The sequence below is a fragment of the Streptomyces tagetis genome, assembly GCF_018069565.1.
GTDB lineage: Bacteria > Actinomycetota > Actinomycetes > Streptomycetales > Streptomycetaceae > Streptomyces > Streptomyces tagetis.
Window position 1 is genome coordinate 209,695 of the sequence record NZ_JAGPNL010000001.1, and the last position, 17,830, is coordinate 227,524.

At 69.3% G+C, this 17,830-nt stretch carries 14 protein-coding genes; 13 read left to right on the plus strand and 1 reads right to left on the minus strand.

What is annotated here, in order from left to right; translation table 11 throughout:
• Positions 1-204: 204 nt before the first annotated feature.
• The 8 genes from J5Y05_RS00895 to J5Y05_RS00930 all read left to right on the plus strand — a co-directional run bounded on the left by J5Y05_RS00895 (position 205) and on the right by J5Y05_RS00930 (position 7,680).
• Positions 205-795, plus strand: coding sequence for a hypothetical protein (locus J5Y05_RS00895; protein ID WP_210867782.1), 591 nt, complete (start codon positions 205-207; stop codon positions 793-795).
• 63 nt (positions 796-858) lie between these two features.
• Positions 859-1,680, plus strand: coding sequence for an AMP-binding enzyme (locus J5Y05_RS00900; protein ID WP_210867783.1), 822 nt, complete (start codon positions 859-861; stop codon positions 1,678-1,680).
• Positions 1,673-2,518: an enoyl-CoA hydratase gene (locus tag J5Y05_RS00905; RefSeq protein WP_210867784.1), complete on the plus strand. Its 846-nt coding sequence runs from the start codon at positions 1,673-1,675 to the stop codon at positions 2,516-2,518. The genes J5Y05_RS00900 and J5Y05_RS00905 overlap by 8 nt, the downstream gene beginning before the upstream one ends.
• 236 nt (positions 2,519-2,754) lie before the next feature.
• Positions 2,755-3,039, plus strand: coding sequence for a DUF7336 domain-containing protein (locus J5Y05_RS00910; RefSeq protein WP_210867785.1), 285 nt, complete (start codon positions 2,755-2,757; stop codon positions 3,037-3,039).
• Between the two features lie 663 nt (positions 3,040-3,702).
• The gene (locus tag J5Y05_RS00915) at positions 3,703-4,617 is read left to right on the plus strand and encodes an ABC transporter ATP-binding protein (RefSeq protein ID WP_210867786.1); all 915 of its coding nucleotides are present in this window, start codon (positions 3,703-3,705) and stop codon (positions 4,615-4,617) included.
• Positions 4,617-5,477, plus strand: coding sequence for an ABC transporter permease (locus tag J5Y05_RS00920; RefSeq protein ID WP_210867787.1), 861 nt, complete (start codon positions 4,617-4,619; stop codon positions 5,475-5,477). The genes J5Y05_RS00915 and J5Y05_RS00920 overlap by 1 nt, the downstream gene beginning before the upstream one ends.
• Before the next feature lie 33 nt (positions 5,478-5,510).
• Positions 5,511-6,212 (plus strand): response regulator transcription factor, encoded by a 702-nt coding sequence (locus J5Y05_RS00925; protein WP_210867788.1) that lies wholly within the window; start codon positions 5,511-5,513, stop codon positions 6,210-6,212.
• A 40-nt stretch (positions 6,213-6,252) separates the two neighbouring features.
• Positions 6,253-7,680, plus strand: coding sequence for a sensor histidine kinase (locus tag J5Y05_RS00930; RefSeq protein WP_307853626.1), 1,428 nt, complete (start codon positions 6,253-6,255; stop codon positions 7,678-7,680).
• 86 nt (positions 7,681-7,766) lie between these two features.
• Here the strand turns inward: J5Y05_RS00930 and J5Y05_RS00935 are convergent, their stop codons facing one another.
• Positions 7,767-9,197: a DHA2 family efflux MFS transporter permease subunit gene (locus tag J5Y05_RS00935; RefSeq protein ID WP_210867790.1), complete on the minus strand. Its 1,431-nt coding sequence runs from the start codon at positions 9,195-9,197 to the stop codon at positions 7,767-7,769.
• 150 nt (positions 9,198-9,347) lie between these two features.
• Here J5Y05_RS00935 and J5Y05_RS00940 point away from each other — a divergent pair, with 150 nt between their 5' ends.
• The 5 genes from J5Y05_RS00940 to J5Y05_RS00960 all read left to right on the plus strand — a co-directional run bounded on the left by J5Y05_RS00940 (position 9,348) and on the right by J5Y05_RS00960 (position 17,818).
• Positions 9,348-10,220, plus strand: a complete 873-nt coding sequence (locus J5Y05_RS00940) for a helix-turn-helix domain-containing protein (protein WP_307853627.1) — start codon at positions 9,348-9,350, stop codon at positions 10,218-10,220.
• A gap of 315 nt (positions 10,221-10,535) precedes the next feature.
• Positions 10,536-11,120 carry a hypothetical protein gene (locus J5Y05_RS00945; RefSeq protein WP_210867791.1) on the plus strand — a complete coding sequence of 195 codons (585 nt, stop codon included), beginning with the start codon at positions 10,536-10,538 and terminating at the stop codon, positions 11,118-11,120.
• Positions 11,121-11,953: 833 nt separating this feature from the next.
• Positions 11,954-12,382, plus strand: a complete 429-nt coding sequence (locus J5Y05_RS00950; protein WP_210867792.1) for a hypothetical protein — start codon at positions 11,954-11,956, stop codon at positions 12,380-12,382.
• Positions 12,372-13,037, plus strand: a complete 666-nt coding sequence (locus J5Y05_RS00955) for a hypothetical protein (protein ID WP_210867793.1) — start codon at positions 12,372-12,374, stop codon at positions 13,035-13,037. Before J5Y05_RS00950 ends, J5Y05_RS00955 begins: the two co-directional genes overlap by 11 nt.
• 2 nt (positions 13,038-13,039) lie before the next feature.
• Positions 13,040-17,818: a putative T7SS-secreted protein gene (locus tag J5Y05_RS00960; RefSeq protein ID WP_210867794.1), complete on the plus strand. Its 4,779-nt coding sequence runs from the start codon at positions 13,040-13,042 to the stop codon at positions 17,816-17,818.
• Positions 17,819-17,830: the final 12 nt, after the last annotated feature.

Genomic DNA, 17,830 nt, shown 5'->3' on the forward strand with positions numbered 1-17,830 from the left:
GCTCGTTCTGACGGCCGCGTCAGGCCGCTTGCCGGGCAGGTTAGGCTCTGCGAGTCGGCGGGACATCAAGCCAGGCGCTTGGCAGCTTCAGCCGGGGCTGTGGGTGGCGAACTGCCGGTTCAGCAAAGGGCTGTGGCGAGCAGGTCACTTCGTCGGTACTTCGGCCGCCCAGCACGCTTCGCTCCGGGCCCGCCGCTAGGGTGGGTGGCCTGGAGCGAGGACGAAGACGGTGGCGTTGACCACGTCGCTGGGCGGCAAAGCTGCGGAGTCAAAACAGCGATCGAACGTCTGCGTGACACTGTGCGGATCGAGAGCACGATCGATCCGGAGGGCGCTGGCCTCAGGGCCCTGGGCAGCCTCCGCAACCGGATCATGCACTTCGGGTTGAAGGACACGGTCCTCGCGGTACAGGCGCGCACCGTTCCCGTACTCGATTTGCTGGTCGGCTTCATCAACACCGACATCCTGCCCCAGGTCCACGAGACCGATGAGGCATGGTCGGTTGAGCGGCACATGGAGCAGGTACGCGACGGTTTCAAGCACCTCACGGACCTCCTCGCCCTGCGCATGGAGACCCTGAGTAGTCGGTTGGACGGCTATGGGAGCTCGACGGCCTCGTGCCGCTCCTGCGGTCAGTTCACCGTCGTACTCGACGCAGGAGCCCAGGATCTCGCCTGCCTGCTGTGCGCGAGGCAGTACGGCACCGGCGAGGATGCCGCGTGGGAGTTCATCGGCTCCAGCAAGCACGTCACCATCACCGACGGAGGCGGCGACGGAGGCGGCGACCTCTTCTGAGGGTGTAGTCGGAGGTCAGGGTACGGCGATCCGATTGACCCGATCCGGGAAACGGCCAGGGACGTGTCTTGCACCACCGGTGCTCGCGACCAAGGACCTGGTGGTGACCCACGACCGGATCCGGGCTGGGCACACGTACCTGGAAGGGCGAGGCACGGGCGCCCTGTCGACCGCCTCGACGCATGGGGGAGCGGCGGTCGTCTTCGTGCTGTTCGCCGTCCTGGTCCACCTGCTGACCTGCGCCCACGGCCAACTTTCGGCCGGCGGGGAAGGCTCTACGGCGGGACCGAGTCCATCGCCATCACGGTCATCACCGGCGAGGAATGGCTCGAGCGCCGTGGATCGGCGGGCAGGCCCTGGCTCGGCGACATGAAGGTCCTCAACGCCGAGGGCGACGAACTGCCTCGCGGCGAGATCGGCGAGATCTACATGAAGGGCGCGGACGGCCTTGGGCCCAACTATGAGTACGTCGGCGCCGAGTCGCGGTCGATGAACGGCTGGGAGACCCTCGGTGACCTGGGCTGGATGGACGAGGACGGTTACCTCTACATCAGTGACCGACGAGTCGACATGATCGTTAGCGGCGGTGCGAACATCTACCCCGCCGAGGTCGAGAACGCGATCGACCAGCACCCGAAGGTGCTTTCCACGGTCGTGGTCGGCCTTCCCGACGACGACCTCGGCCAGCGGGTCCACGCCGTCGTCCAGGCCGCACCCGGCACGACGGCACAGGAAATCCTCGACTTCCTCGCCGACCGGCTGGTCCGCTACAAGATCCCGCGGTCGATCGAGTTCAGCGAGGAACCGCTGCGCGACGACTCCGGCAAGGTACGCCGCAGCCGCGTGCGCAACGACGCAATCGAGAGGATGAAGAGCCGTGCCTGAAACCACCTTCGAGCGGATCCGCTACGACGTTCCCGTTCATGGGGTCGCGCGCATCACGCTGGCACGCCCGGAGACGCGCAACGCGCAGGACTACCAGATGCTCCACGAGCTCGACCGCGCGTTCCAACAGGCCACACTCAACGACGACGTCCGGGTGATCGTCCTGGCGGCCGACGGGCCCCACTTCTCGTCCGGCCATGACCTTCTCGGCAACGCCACCGGTGCGGACTTCGAGCCGCACTGCATGACCGGCGGCTACCTCCAGCCCGGCCAGGCCGGCCCCATGGCCAACGAGGAGGAGTCCTACCTCGGGATGTGCTGGCGCTGGCGCAATGTGCCGAAGCCGACCATCGCCCAGGTCCAGGGCAAGGTGATCGCCGGCGGTCTGATGCTGGTGTGGCCGTGCGACCTCATCATCGCCAGTGAGGACGCCACCTTCGCCGACCCCACGGTCGCCCTCGCGGTCAACGGACACGAGTACCACACCCATCTGTGGGAGCTCGGCGCACGCAAGGCCAAGGAGATGCTCTTCCGCGGCCACGCACTCACCGCTCGTGAGTGCGAGCGACTCGGCATGATCAACCACGTCGTCGCGCCCGACGACCTTGAGGAGTTCACGCTCGAGATGGCCTCCGAGATCGCCCAACGCCCTGCGTTCGGACTCAAGCTCGCGAAGATGTCCGTCAACCAGGGACTGGAGGCCCAGGGCCAGCTCAACGCCCTGCACACCGCCTTCGCCCTGCGCCAGACCGGCCACGCCAACGCCCGCGCCGTCTTCGATGGCATCCCCGTCGACCCGTCCGGCATCGCCGTCATGCGACAGCTCTCCAAGGGCTAGGCGGAGACCACCCACTCACCCCACACATCCGCCGCTCTCACGCTGCTGCCATCATCAAGCAGGCAGTCCATAGCCCAGAATAGAAGCCGGCGAACATGATGAGGTGCGCCGATTCAGGGTCGGTGGCCAGGGCCTCGGCGAAGTCGCGTGATGCCCGGTTTGTGATCGGGCTCCAGGAGGTGGGGGCGCCGGATTTCGCAGGACCCGCGAATTCGAGTGCTGATAGCTTCGCGCCCGTGATCGTGTATCCGCTGTGGCATGTCGGCCACCAGAACGAAGCCGGCGAGGATGGCTCGACAGTGCACGTCGATGAGAGTGGTGTGTTCTGCGACGAGTTGGACGGCGACGACGTCAAGCTGCTCGGTGTCTACTCAACCCCTGAACGGGTTGAAGAGCGTGTACGTCAGGCTCGACTGCTACCAGGCTTCCGTGATGAACCGGACTGCTTCCGCTTCGACGCCTACGAACTCGACGAGGACGAGTGGACCGAGGGCTTCGTTCGCGTTCCGCCGGGTGAGTAGGCCCGTGGGCAGAGCCTCGGGGGGATGCGGCTCCGTGGTCAGGTAAGCCCCAGAGCGTCGAAATGGTTGGGTTTGTGTTTGTGAGTCCCAGGAGGGGTTTGGGATCGTCGTGCGTCGCGGGCGTTTGTCGCAGACCGGCGGCGATGTTGGTGCTTCCTGTGAAAGCGCGGGTGCCGTTCTGCCACAACGGGCCCGGCTCTGCGACGAGTTCAGCGACCACATCCGTCACGGGCCCGTGATCCTCCGGTCGCTGGTGATCGCTACACGAGACGCATTCCCCACCACACGACCGTGATCGGCCATCAGTGGCTCGACGCCTCATCGCCTACCATGCACCAGCTCGTTGGGCAGACCATCCGCTTCGGCGGTCGGCTCGGGAGGACGTCGGTCGCGGAGGGCAGCCACCGCGCGGCCCCGCCGTGTCTGGTCAACCAGGCCGTCAGCTCCTCCGCACCGTTTCTGTGAGCTTCGTGCGAGTTCCGGTGTGGGTCTCCGCCCCTCAGAACCCGGCGGAGGGCTCTGACCTGGGACTCTGCGGCGCCTCTGCGATGCCGTCTCCCATGCGGCGTACAGACTCCCGCGACTGGCTCCACACCGCCCCTCAAGGCTTGCCCCAGATGCGCCGGTCGGGGCGCGGAAGAGTGAAGCAAGAGGGACTGACTGATGATCGAAGTTCAGGGGCTGACCAAGCGCTACGGCGAGGTGCCGGCCGTCGACGACTTGACGTTCACCGTCCGTGCCGGGGAGATCACCGGCTTCCTGGGGCCGAACGGGGCGGGGAAGTCGAGCACCATGCGCATGATCCTCGGCCTGGACGCGCCCACCTCGGGCACCGCCACCGTCAACGGCCGGCCGATGAGGGCGCATCCCGCGCCGCTGAGGGCCCTGGGCGCGCTCCTCGACGCCGGGGCGGTGCTGCCCAGCCGCAGCGCCTATCACCACTTGCTGGCGCTGGCAGCGAGCAATGGGCTTCCGCGTGGCCGCGTCGACGCGGTGCTGGAAGAGGTGGGGCTGGCGGCGGTGGCCCGCAGGGCGGCCGGTTCGTACTCGCTGGGGATGAAGCAGCGGCTCGGCATCGCCGCTGCCCTGCTGGGGGACCCACCCGTGCTGGTGCTGGACGAGCCGCTCAACGGGCTCGACCCGGAAGGCATCGTCTGGATGCGAGGGCTCATGCGGCGCATGGCCGGCGAGGGCAGGGCCGTGCTGATGTCCAGCCACCTGATGAGCGAGATCGAACTCACCGTCGACCACCTCGTCGTCATCGGGCGGGGGAGGCTGATCGCCGACACCAGCATGGCCGACTTCATCGCCGAGCATTCCGCACGCGAGGTCGTCGTACGCAGCCCGCACTCCGAGTCGTTCGGCCGACGGCTGGCCGATGCCGGCGCCGCGGTGCGAGCCGACGGTGCGAACCGTCTGACCGTGGCCGGGCTCGGGGCGCCCGAGATCGGTGCCCTCGCGGCGCTCAACGGTGTGGAGCTGCACGAGCTGGCTCTGCGGCAGACCTCCCTCGAGGACGCCTTCATGGCTCTGACTCAGGACAGCGTCGAGTACTCCGCAGACAAGGAAGCCGCCTGATGACCACCACCGAAACCCGCACGCGCTCCCGTACGCCGCACATCGCTCACAAGGAGGCGGTCGCCGGGCAGCGCGAGGGCCGGGCGACGTTCCCCGATTCCCTGCACGCCGAGTACATCAAGATCCGTACCATGCGCTCGACCCTGTACGTCGTCCTCGGCACCATCGCCGTCGGGGCCGCGATCGCCACCCTGGTGGGCTCCTCGGCCGGAGACGGATTCGCCACCATGACCACGGCGGAGAAGGCCACTTTCGACCCGCTGGCCCTGAGCCTGAGGGGCTACATGTTGGCCCAGGTCACCATCGCCCTCCTGGGCGGCATGAGCATCACGGCCGAGTACGGCAGCCGGACGGTCGTCAGCACCCTGACCGCGGTCCCGCACCGGAGCCGGGTCCTCGCCGCCAAAGCAGTGGTTCTCGCCGCGGTCGCCTTCCTGACGGGGCTGCTGTTCACCTTCGCCAGTTTCCTTGCCGGGCAGGCGGCGCTCAAGAGCGGGGGCACCCCCTCCCTGACGCTGTCGGACCCCTCGGCGTGGCGTGCCATCGTCGGCGGCGCCCTCTTCCTCACCCTGGCCGGACTGCTGGGCCTCGCCACGGGCACACTCATTCGTTCCACGACGGCCACGGTGACCACCCTGTTCGCCGCGTTCCTGATCGTTCCGGCGTTCGGCCCCGCTTTTCCCGGAGCACTGTCGGACTGGACCAGCAGGTACTGGCCGTCCTCCGCCGGCGGCCAGATCATGACCGGCTACCAGGACCCGGCGCTGCTGCACCCCTGGCCCGGCCTCGCCGTGATGACGGGATGCGTCGCGCTCGTGCTGACGGCCGCGTTCCTCACCTTCCGCAAACGGGACGCGTAGCAGGATGACACCAAGGATCGGGAGGGGACGGCCATGACAGAACACCTGCTGGTGGTGGAGGACGACGCCACGCTGCGCGAGCTTCTCTCCGCGAGCCTGCGTCTGGCCGGCTTCGCCGTCACACCGGTCACCACCGGAGCCGAGGCGCTGGCCGCCGTCCAGCAGGTGCGACCCGGTCTGATCGTGCTCGACGTCATGCTGCCGGACTTCGACGGTTTCGAGGTCGCACGGCGGCTGCGGCGGGACCTGCCGGCATCACCGGCCGGCCCGCCGCCCGTCCTCTTCCTCACGGCACGTGATGCGGCCGAGGACCGGATCAGCGGCCTGACCGTCGGCGGTGACGACTACGTGACCAAGCCGTTCAACCTGGAAGAACTGATTCTCCGCATCCACGCCATCCTGCGCCGCGTCAGCGGCCAACAGCCGGACGGCCGCCTGGTGGTCGGCGACCTCTCACTGGACCCGGTCAGCCGCCAGGTGACCCGCGCAGGCCACACCGTCCAGTTGTCCCCCACCGAATTCAGCCTGCTACGGGTGCTGATGGAACACGCGGGCCAGGTGCTGTCGAAGGGACAACTCCTGGATCTCGTATGGCAGTACGACTTCGGTGGGGACGACAGCATCGTCGCCTCGTACGTCAGCTACCTGCGCCGCAAGATGGACACCAGGGAGCCCAAGCTGATCCACACCGTGCGGGGCACCGGCTACATGCTGCGCAGGCCGCACCGTGAGTAGGGGCACACCGCGCGGCAGAGCGCTCTCCCTGCGTGCTCGCGTGCTGGCGCTCACCCTGGTGCTGGTGGTCGCCGCGCTGCTGGGCAGCACGGGCCTGGTCGTCGACCAGTTGAGGCGCACGCTCGTCCAGCAGTTGGACGAGCGGGTCCACAGCGCCGCCGTCGTGGCGCAACGCCTGCTCGGTCTCGAGGAGCTGATCGGCGAGGGCCGTTTCCCGGCACGTGACACCGTGGAGCAGGAGGGACTGCGAGACCTCTACGCGGCCCGGCTCGGCGCCGACGGCCAGGTCGAGAGTCTCATCCGGCCTGCCGCCGGGGCGCCTCCCGCACTGCCCCGCCTCGACAGCGCGGCGGTCGGCCACCGCGGCGGCGAACCCTTCACCGTCGACTCCCTCCACGGCAGCGAGCAGTGGCGGGTCGTCGCCCTGCCGAGCGGGGCGGGCAGTGTGGTCACGGCCGGTTCGCTCGGCGAGGTCGATGGTGCCATGCGCCGGCTCACCGGCCGGGTGCTCCTGATCGACGGGGCCGTACTGGGACTGGTGGGCGTCGCCGGCTGGTTCGCCGTGCGCGCCGGCCTCAGACCGCTGCGCCGCGTCGAGACGACCGCGGCCGCGATCGTCGCGGGGGATCTGTCCAGCCGCGTGCCGGCCCTGGCAGCACCCCGCACCGAACTGGGGAGCCTGTCCGCCTCGCTCAACACCATGCTCGATCGCATCGAGGCCGGGGACAACGCACGTGCCGAGGTCGAACAGAGCATGCGCCGCTTCATCGCCGACGTCAGCCACGAACTGCGTACCCCCCTGGCCGGCATCAAGGGCTTCACCGAGCTCTACCGGATGGGCGGCATGCCTGGGACATCCGATGTGGACGCCGCGATGAGCCGCATCGAACGCGAGTCCGCGAGACTCGTCGACCTGGTGGAAGAGCTGTTGCTCCTCGCCCGCCTCGACGAGCGCGGCGCCTCGGCGGCACAAACACTCCAACGCACCCCCATGGACCTGCGTACCCTGGCCGCCGACGCGCTGCGTGACCTGACGGCCCTCGACCCCGCCCGGCATGTCACCCTGACCGGCCCCGGCGGCGGCCCTCCGGGCGGCGCCCCCGTCGTGGGGGACGAGGCGAGGCTTCGGCAGGTCATGTCCAACCTGGTCGGCAACGTCATAGCCCACACCCCGGTCGGCACCGCGGTACGCATCGGCGTCGGCACCAGCCGGGGACAGGCGATCCTCGAACTGAGCGACCAGGGGCCCGGGATGACGGCCGAGCAAGCCGCCCGCGCGTTCGACCGCTTCTACCGCGCCGACACCGGCCGCCGCCGGACGCGAAGCGGTGGCGCCGGCTTGGGCCTGTCCATCAGCCACTCCCTCGTCACCATCCATGGCGGCCGGGTGGAAGTGGATACCGCACCCGGGCAGGGCGCCACCTTCCGCATCGTGCTCCCCCTGTACACCGAGAACCCTGGCGCCTGAAGACGCGCACGTCGGCCTTTTGAGCGGCGAGGCGGCCGGGGCGAGTGCCGGTGGGCCGGCTGCCAGTGGCCGGGCGTCGGCGGGTGTCAGTGGCCTGCGTCGGCGGCCTCCCCGGGCTCGGACGCGTCGGCGCGGCGGCGGGCCTGGCGTTCGGTGTGGGCGAGTACGAGGGTCGGGACGGCGGCGGCGATCGTGATCGCGAGCACCCAGAGGAACGTGGTCCCGAATCCGCCGGCCTGTCCGGCGGGCGTGGGGTGGTGGCGGAGTTGGTCGCTGAGGATGACGGTGAGCACGGCGGTGCCGATCGCGCCGCCGACGCGTTGGAGGACGTTGAGTTGCGGGGTGGCGTCGGGGATCTTGTCCGGCGGCAGGGCACGGTACGCGGCCGTCATCGCCGGGATGATCGACAGGCCGAACCCGACGCCCCGGACGACCATGACGAGGCACAGCAGGGTGTAGGGGGTGGCGGCCGTCAGGAACACGAACGGGATGGTCGAGGCCGCCAGGACGGCGGCGCCCGTGAAGGCGGTGACCCCGGAGCCGTGGCGGTCGGTGAGCGGCGCGGCGAGCAGGGCTCCGAGCCCGGTGGGTGCGAGCAGGAGCCCGGCGACGATCACGCCCTCGCCCCGGACGGTCTGGAAGTACAGAGGCATGAGGATCATCCCGCCGTAATTCGCGGCGCCGAGCGCGAACGTGGCGACCGACGCGGCGGTGAACGTCCGGCCGGAGTACAGCCTGAGGTCGAGCAGCGGCTGCTCCGTCCGGAGGGCGTGCACGACGAAGCCGGCCAGGGCGGCCGGTCCCACCAGCAGCGCCAGGACGGCGGCCGTGTCGAGCCCGGCCGTGGTGCCCAGCTCTGCCAGGCCGTAGGTGACGCCCACGATCCCGGCGGAGGCCAGGAGCAGGCCGGTCACATCCAGCCGTCCCGCGTCGCCTCCCCCTTCCCGGGGCAGGAGCCGCAGGGCGAGCACGATACCCACGATGCCGAAGGGGACGTTGAGCCAGAAGATCGCCCGCCAGTCGATGCCTTGGACGAGCAGACCGCCGAGGGCCGGCCCGAGCGTCGGGGCGAGGATGATCGGTACCGCGATCAGGCCCATCACCCGCCCCATCTGCGCCTTGGAGGAGTGCGCGGTCCAGATCATCGTGCCGACCGGCATGATCGCCCCGCCGCCGACACCCTGCACCGCCCGGGAGGCGATCAGCATCCCCACGCTCTGGGAGCACGCGCACAGCACGGACCCGACGGTGAAGACCGCCAGCGCGGCGACGTACAGCCGGGCGGCGCCGAACCGGCGGGCCGCCCAGCCGGTCACGGGGATGACCGCCGCGAGCGCGAGCAGGTACGCGGTCACCACCCACTGCACCGTCCCCAGTCCGGCGCGCAGGTCGACCGAGAGGGTGTGCACGGCGACGTTGACGACCGTCGCGTCCAAGAACGACAGCGACGCACCGATCATCACCACCCCCACCGACCGGCGCAGAACAGGCGAGAACGGCTCGGCGGAGACGGTCATGCCCGAACCGTCCTCGCCTCGCGCACCACATCGCGCCGAGCCACCGCTTCGGTCGGTCCGTAGCGCTTCACCGGGCCCTCGGCCTCGATCACCACGTCGTTCATCAGCCGCACTCCTCAGGTCGGTGATGCCCAAGCTAGGCTGGCTGCTGTGCGCACAGAGGCCAACCGATACCCCGGACCGGCCAACCTGGAGGGGCGGACCGCGAGCGGTTCGCCGGACACGCCCCGGCCGACCGGCACCACGGACTCGGCACGCGCGGGAGCGACTTCGACGACGGCGGGGCCGGCCGCCTCGCCCATCCTCTGCATCGACCGCGACACCGCCCGGGACCACGAACTGCTGCACCTGCACGCGCACCCCGAACCGATGCTCACGTGGAGCTCGACCGCGACGCTGATGGGTACCGTCGCCCGCCGCGACTGGCTGATCCCGCCCGGCTACGGGTTCTGGGTGCCCGGCGGCATCGAGCACTCCGGCGCCGTACTGCACCCGGGCCACATGGTGACCATCACCTTCGCCGCCGACGGCTGTCCCCTCACCTGGACCGAGCCCACCTGCTTCACCGTCGGGCCGCTGCTGCGCGAAATCATCACCCACCTGCACCGCATCGCTCCCGACGACCACAGCCGTCCGGCCGCCGAGGCGCTCATGTTCGAGCTGCTCACCCCGCTGCCCGCGCACCACATCCACGTCACGCTGCCCGTCGACCCGAGGGCCCGCACGATCGCCGAACAACTCATCGCCCACCCGGACGACCAGCGCGAACTCACCGCCTGGGCCGATCACGTCCATGCCGGCACCCGCACCCTGTCCCGCCTGTTCCGCGCCGAGACCGGCCTCAACTTCGCCGCCTGGCGCACCCAGGTCCGCATCCGCGCCGCCATCCCGATGCTGGCCGACGGCACCTCGGTCAACGCCACCGCCCGAGCGGTCGGCTACCGCAAACCCAGCGCGTTCATCGCCGCGTTCCGCCGGGTCACCGGCCAGACCCCCGGCACGTACCTGCCCCAACTGCGGTAGCCAGGGGGCTCGTGACGTCTGCTCGGGAAGTGGTGCGGCTGGACGCCGTCCGGCCTCGCGAGAGGCCCCCAGTCCACCGATCCAGAAGGTGCCCCCTCTCAGCGGGCGAGCCATGTGCCCGACTCGGGGTGCGGAGACGGTCCGGATCGGGGGTTCCGGTCGGTCGGCTGGTACTGAGGAAGCCCCCCAGCGGCTGTCGGGTCGAACGGTTGTGATGGAGTGGAGTAGCTCCAGCTTCGGTGGCGAGTGGCCGGCGACGGGAGTGAGCCGACGGGGACTGCCAGGCATCGGTCGCCCTATAGTGAGCGGCCAGTTGTGCCTGACCGGCGAGCGAGAGCACAGGAACTGGTCGAGCGGCTCGTCGCCGAGGGGCGCGTCCGGATCGCTGATCCGGACGACGAGGTTGCCGAGTGGCGGCGCGTCGTCAATTACGCGAAGTGCCACGGTCTGAAGCCGGCAGGCAAACGCATCGAAAGGGTTCCCTACGGCGGGCCGGGGCTGGGGCTTTTCCTTGCGGAAGGCTCTCATCCCAACGCGCGGAACCAACGGCCGAAGGCGGCTGAAGAGCTGACTCCGGTTCTCGCCCGGCTGGGCCATCTGCATCCGGTGGTGGCTGCGCTCAAGGATGACGAGAGGCGCTTGGTGATGCCGTCTGCACTGCGCCGCAGGTCGCTTCTGCCGCTCCAGGACCTGACGGTTGAGGCAGTCAGGCGGGGGCATGAAGTGCGGAAGGCGGGCTCTTCTTTCTACCCCCGCGAGGGTGGTGTCGACGTCGCGGTCGATGGCTTCGCGTGCACCGTCTCCGTCAGGCAGGAGTTCCCGTCGTCGACGAATCCGGAGCGCTCCGCTCGTCTCGTCGTGGAGCTTGCGCACGGTCTGACCGACAGGCCCGGTCGCTGATGGGATCGGAGGAGCCGGACACTTGAGGAAGCCCTGGGCGTGATCCTTGAGGAGATCGAGGCGCGAGCTGCCGAGGACACTCGGCACCGGCAGGATGAACAGCGTATGCCCCGCACAAGTAAACCAACGTCGGGCGAGCTTGAACCGCACTTTAGGGGATGGAGCCGCCCACAGACCGGAACGGCGTGGTTGAGGGTGATGTCTGCCTGTTCGGCTGCGCTCACGGGCGGTGCGGTGGTCGCCGAGGCCGGAAGGAGTGAAAAGGCACCTGACCTGCAGGTATGTCACGTCTCTCGTTTCGTGACCCGTTTCGATGACGCACCGTTTGGAGTGAGTGGCGAACCTGGAGACGGCCGCGAAGAGTCTCCTGACCTGCGCTTTTACGTCGTGTGGCGATCCTCTTCGACGTGTTCGCGGATCACCACTACGCAGGACCCGGAAGCGCCCGCGGTTTTTCCGAAGGCGCCGAGGACCTGCGGTTCCGTATGGGTCGGACCCTGACGCTCGAATGACGCCGCTCTTCATGCGGCTCCAGGAGCGGGAACCGGCGCGAGGCCCGCGTTCGACCCACGTGGCGGCGCGGTCCTCGCTGTTCGTCCAGCATGCCGTGTTGTGGGACACACCGGAGTGAGCCCCCGCGTCCGGTGCACCCGCCTCCGTTCACGGTGGCGCGTCGATGTCGGTGCAGATCAGATCCCGTGGAACCTTGAGATCCAGCTTGTCGGAGCCTTGTGCGGATCCGGTTGGGATTCGTGAGAACCACCGCTCCCTTCGCGCGCGTCGTGATCTACGGTGCCATCAATCATCCATGACGCCATGACGAGGGAGGGTTCGTGGAGCAGCAGTCCAGGACGGCGCTGGCCGAGCGGATTGCCGCACAGCGCGCGGGAGTTGGTGATCCGCGGGCGCTGGTGGGGGAGATGCGGCGGGCGGTGCTTCTGGTCCCGTCTGTCGATGGCGGTCTGTGGAGCGCGCGTTCGGGTGGGGTGCGGTGGGTGTGTGCCTTCACCGACGAGAGGGAGCTTGCTCGTTTCGCCCTTCATCATGCGCCGGGGGAGCGGCCGTTGGAGTACGCCGCGTTGCTGGGTGCCCGCATCGTCGATGAGATCGTGCCGGGTCTGGGCGAGCCTGCCGGTCTGGCGGTGGACATCGCCAGTGAGGACGGGTCGATGTTCTTCCCGCCGGTCACCGGGATCGTTCCCGATGGCGTCGCCGTCGACACCGGGATGGCAGGGGAGGAGGGGCGTAGCCATGGGCGGTGACGGGACGGACCTGAACCTCGACGAGGCGTCGGTCGCGCGGTTCACCAAGGGGGTGGGCGCCACCATCGACGAACTGGGCGACCTCGGTGGCGCCACCGGTTCGGTGATGGGCAAGGGGTTCGCTCAACTGTCGATGACGGGGATGGAGACCGGTCACCACGGGCTGTCCGTGGACTTCGAGGACTTCTGCGAACGCTGGGAGTGGGGCGTGCGCGCGCTGGTGAACGACGCGAGTCAGATCGCGAACCGCCTCGGTCTGGCGGCGGGCACGTTGTGGGAGCACGACCAGTACGTCGCGGGATCGCTCAAGGTCGGCGTCAACGCCCTGATGGGCGGCAACCCGCACGCCTCCGAGGAGGAGATCGCCCAGCAGGGGTGGGGTGAGGTGTTCACGCCGGACTATCTCGACCCGGACTGGAGCCGGGAGTCCTTCGAGCGCGCGGGCCAGGACATCGAGCAGACCTGGAAGGACACCGGCCGGACGGTGCTCACGGAGGGAGAGGGCGGCCGGCGGTCGGAGCGGATCAAAGAGCACCTGGGTATCGGCGACGACGTCTGGGACCGGGCGCTGGACGAGACGTTCGGCCCGTCGCCCGAGGAACGCGCACGGCAGGAACAACAGCCGGAGGGCCAGGGCGGCGACGGGGGCAACTGAACATGGGCATCGGCGACTTCATCAAGGACATCACCCCGGACGTCGTCGAGGACGCGGTCGAGGACGGCGTCGAGTGGCTCGGCAACCGCGTCGAGGACGCGGGGAACTGGACGGCGGACCGGCTGGACGACGTCGGCTGGGAGTCCGGCGCGGACTGGGTCCGAGAGCAGTCCCGTTCGGTCGCCAACCGGATGGGCGCCGAGGTCGACGAGATGGACCTCGGCGAGACCGAGGACAAGACCAAACTGGTCTACGGCAGCCCCTCGAAGATCCGGTCCACGGCGACGAGACTCCGCGCGTTCCAGGAGGCGTTCGACGATGCCGGCGGGGGCCTGAAGGGCCTGGACTCCTCACAGCTCAAGGGCGAGTCCGCCGAGGCGCTGCGCAAGGCGGTGAGCACGCAGCCGCCGAAGTGGTTCACCGGCGCGGACGCCTGTGAGGAGGCGGCCGGCGCGCTGGAGGCGTTCGCCGACACCGTGAGCTGGGCCCAGGGGCAGGCCCAGACGGCGATCGACAAGTGGAAGGAAGGGGTCAAGGCGTCCGAGGACGCCGCCGACGCCCACCGCGAGAAGGTCGACGACTACAACAAGGCCGTCGACCGCTACAACGCCCAGTCCCCGGACAAGCGGGACCCGTCGACGCTTCCGCCGTGTCCGGCGCCGACGTTCCAGGACCCGGGCAAGAAGCTGATGCAGGACGCGCAGGACATCCTCGCCGAGGCCCGCAAGCAGCGGAACACCGCCGCGGAGACCGCCCGCGGCGCGGTCCGCGCCGCCCGGGACAAGGCCCCGGAGAAGCCCTCGTACACCGAGCAACTCGGTGACGGTCTCCAGGAGTTGCAGATCATGGGCGACCACGTCGGCGGCGGGATCATCAAAGGCACGGCGGGACTGCTCAACTTCGTGCGGGGCATCAACCCGCTGGACCCGTACAACCTCACCCACCCGGCCGAGTACGCCACCAGCCTCAACAGCCTGGCCGCCGGACTGGTGCTCGCCGCCAACGACCCGGTCGGCACCGGCAAGCAGATGGTCAGCGACTTCATGAAGGACCCGGCCGAGGGCTTCGGCCGGCTCCTGCCCGACCTCGCGCTGACCGCGGCGACGGGTGGCGGCGGCGCCGCGGTCAAGGGCGTACGCATCGCCGCGGACGCGGCCGACGCGGCACGCATCCGCCGCCTGGTCGACCACGCCCCCGACGGCACCCACAACCGCCCCGACGGCACCCGCACCACCAAGGGCACCGACCCCGTCGACCTGGCCTCCGGCCGGATGTTCCTGCCCCAGACCGACGTCGAGATCCCCGGCATCCTGCCGCTGGTCTTCACCCGCCGCACCGAGTCGGGCTGCGCGGCCGGGCGCTTCCTCGGCCCGTCCTGGACCTCCACCGTCGACGAACGCCTGGAGATCGACCCGGTCGGCGTCGTCCACGTCACCGCCGACGGCCTGCTGCTCACCTACCCGCACCCCGCCCCCGGCGCCCCCACCCGCCCCGACTCCGGCACCTCCCGCGCCCCGCTCGCCCGCGACGTGGACGGCGACTACACGCTCACCGACCCCGAAACCGGCCTGGTCCGCCGCTTCACGGCTCCGCCCGGCAGCGAACCCGGCGCCGACGGCACCGCCTGGCTGGAGTCGGTCACCGAACGCAACGGCCACACGATCACCGTCGACCGCGCCGACGACGGCCTGCCGACGGCCCTGGCCCACTCGGCCGGCCACCAGGTGAAGCTGACCACCGCCGACGGCCGGGTCACCGCCCTCGCGCTGGCCGGCGCGGGCGAGAACGGCGCCGACCTGCCGCTGATGGCCTACGGCTACCAGGACGGCGACCTCACCACCGTCACCAAACCCTCCGGCGCGACCACCACCTTCGCCTACGACGACCGCCGCCGCGTCACCGCCTGGATCGACTCCAACAACAGCCGCTACGACTACGCCTACGACGACCGCGACAGGGTCATCGCGGAAGGCGGCGAGGCCGGCCACGTCCAGATCACCCTCACCTACACCGAGCCCGACCCCGCCACCGGCCACCGCACCACCACCCTCACCACCGCCGACGGCCGCACCACCCGCCACCGCATCGACCACCGCTGCCGGGTGATCGCCACCACCGACCCCCTCGGCCACACCACCCGCTCCACCTACGACACCCACGGCAACCTGCTCACCCGCACCGACCCCCTCGGCCGCACCACCGCCTTCGCCTACGACGAGAACGACCGGCTCGTTTCCGCGGTCCGCCCGGACGGCAGCAGACTTGAGATGAAGCCTGGTCCGTTCGGGAGGTACACCGAACTCCGCGGCCCGGACGGCGCCCGCTGGCTCCACGGCTTCGACGAGCGCGGCAATCGAGTCGCGGTATCCGATCCGGCAGGCCACACCACCCGGTATGCCTACGACGCTCGGGGACGCCTGACGTCGATCACCGACGCGCTCGGGGCGGTTACCAGGGTCCACTGCGACGCGGTTGGGCTGCCCCTGCAGGTCATCGACCCGGTCGGCGGGACCACGATGTTCCAACGCGACGCCCTCGGCAACCTGCTACGCGTCACCGACCCCACGGGCGGAGTCACTTGTATCGAGTGGGACAGGGACGGCAATCCAGTCAGCCGGGTGACCCCGAACGGCGCCACCGAGTCGTGGACCTACGACGGCGAGGGCAACCGGCTCACCCACACCGATCAGATCAGCGGGGTTTCCCGCTTCGAGTACACCCACTTCGACCTCCTCGCGGCTCGTACCCATCCGGACGGAGCCCGATACGAGTTCGAGTACGACGCCGACCTGCGGCTCACCCGGGTCACCAACCCGCAGGGCGCTCACTGGACCTACCAGTACGACGCAGCCGGTCACATGGTGTCGGAGACCGACTTCGACGGCCGGACGCTCACCTGCCGCCTCGACTCCGCCGGACAACTCATTTCCCGAACCGACTCGCTCGGCAAGACCATCTCCCTCGAGCGAGACCAACTGGGCCAGGTGATCCGGAAGGATGCCGACGGGCAGGTGACCACCTACGGCTATGACCAGGCCGGGCGTCTCCTGCAGGCATCGGGCCCGGACAGTGAACTCCTCTATGTGTACGACCGCCGGGGGCTGGTCAAGTCCGAGCTTGCTGATGGCCGGGCCATGAGTTACGCGTACAACGCCGTGGGCCGTCGTACCCGCCGCATCACGCCCACCAACCATGTGACCGATTATGCGTACGACGCCGGGGGCCGTCCCGAGCGTCTGACCACCGGGGGATGCCCGGTCGTCTTCACTCACGATGTCGCGGGCCGTGAAACGGCCCGCGCATTCGGGGACTTCGCCGATACCCTCACCATCACGGCTGCCTGGGACGAGGCCGGGCGGCTGGCCGCCGAACACCTGGCCGTCGGTGGCCGTGCTCTGAACAGCCGCACCTACTCTTACCGCGCGGACGGCTACCTCAGCTCTGTCAGCGACCTTTTGTCAGGCACCCGCACCTTTGACTTGGACGCAGTCGGCAGAGTCACCGCCGTCCACGCGCAGGGCTGGACCGAGCGCTACGCCTACGACGCGACCGGCAACCAGACCGAGGCGTTCTGGCCCGATTCCCACCCCGGCCACGAAGCCACCGGGCCGCGGTCCTACGCCGGTACGGCGATCACCCGTGCGGGCGCCGTCCGTTTCGAGCACGACGCCCTCGGCCGCATCACGCTGAAGCAGAGGATCCGCCTGTCCCGCAAGCCTGACACTTGGCGCTACGAATGGGATGTCGAGAACCGCCTCACGTCGGTCATCACTCCGGATGGAAGCCGCTGGCGCTACCGCTACGACCCCCTTGGCCGCCGTATCGCCAAGCAGCGCCTGACTGACGACGGCGAAAGCGTGGCGGAGGAGACCCGGTTCACCTGGGACGGAATGAGCCTCTGCGAACAGATCACCGTCCAGACGGACTTCGCCACCTCGGTCGCCCTTACCTGGGACCACCGGTCCGGCATCCCCCTCTCACAGACCGAGCGCATCCTTACGGCGGACGCTCGCCAGGACGAGATGGACCGGCGTTTCTTCGCCATCGCGACGGATCTCGTCGGAGCTCCTACCGAGTTGATCGGCCAGGACGGTGACATCGCGTGGCGCACCCGCGCCACGCTCTGGGGCACCACCGCCTGGACCAACTCCAGCACGGCCTACACTCCACTCCGCTTCCCCGGTCAGTACTACGACCCGGAAACCGGCCTCCACTACAACCTGTTCCGCCACTATGACCCCGAGACCGCCCGCTACCTCACCCCCGATCCCCTCGGGCTCACCCCCGCGCCCAACCCCGTCGCCTACGTCCACAACCCTCACTCCTCGTCGGACCCCCTCGGACTCAGCCCCTATCCGCGTGGAGAGAAAGGCAACCCGTTCAAGAACCGCGCGGACGCGGAAAGGGCCGCATTCGAGCTCGCCGGCGTTCGTTACGGCGAAGAGCCAATTGCCGAGTGGGTCGTCACGGGGGACAAGAGCTTGAAGCACGCGCCGGGTTACATCTATTCGAAGGACGAGGCGCACTGGGGTAATTTCCGGCAGTTCGAGACAGACAGCGGATCACGTGTGGTCGTCGAGCACACTCACGATCCGGCAGGCCCGCACTTCCATGCCGGGAAGCCGAAGATCGATGACGCCCGGAACTTCGTCAACTTCGGTTGGGACAACGCCAGGACGCAGCGGCCCGATGGCAGCGTCGGCTATCCGGAATCCATGGAGAGGTATGCCAAGATAAATAAACAGGGTGGCGATCACCACCTCTTCTTCGAAGGTCACTGAACAAACTAAAGG

What these genes read in the sequence shown, in the direction of transcription:
- J5Y05_RS00915 (WP_210867786.1), top strand. Translation starts at nt 3,703, where the DNA reads ATGATCGAAGTTCAGGGGCTGACCAAGCGCTACGGCGAGGTGCCGGCC.
- J5Y05_RS00925 (WP_210867788.1), top strand. Translation starts at nt 5,511, where the DNA reads ATGACAGAACACCTGCTGGTGGTGGAGGACGACGCCACGCTGCGCGAG.
- J5Y05_RS00960 (WP_210867794.1), top strand. Translation starts at nt 13,040, where the DNA reads ATGGGCATCGGCGACTTCATCAAGGACATCACCCCGGACGTCGTCGAG.
- J5Y05_RS00935 (WP_210867790.1), bottom strand. Translation starts at nt 9,197, where the DNA reads ATGACCGTCTCCGCCGAGCCGTTCTCGCCTGTTCTGCGCCGGTCGGTG.
- J5Y05_RS00955 (WP_210867793.1), top strand. Translation starts at nt 12,372, where the DNA reads ATGGGCGGTGACGGGACGGACCTGAACCTCGACGAGGCGTCGGTCGCG.
- J5Y05_RS00920 (WP_210867787.1), top strand. Translation starts at nt 4,617, where the DNA reads ATGACCACCACCGAAACCCGCACGCGCTCCCGTACGCCGCACATCGCT.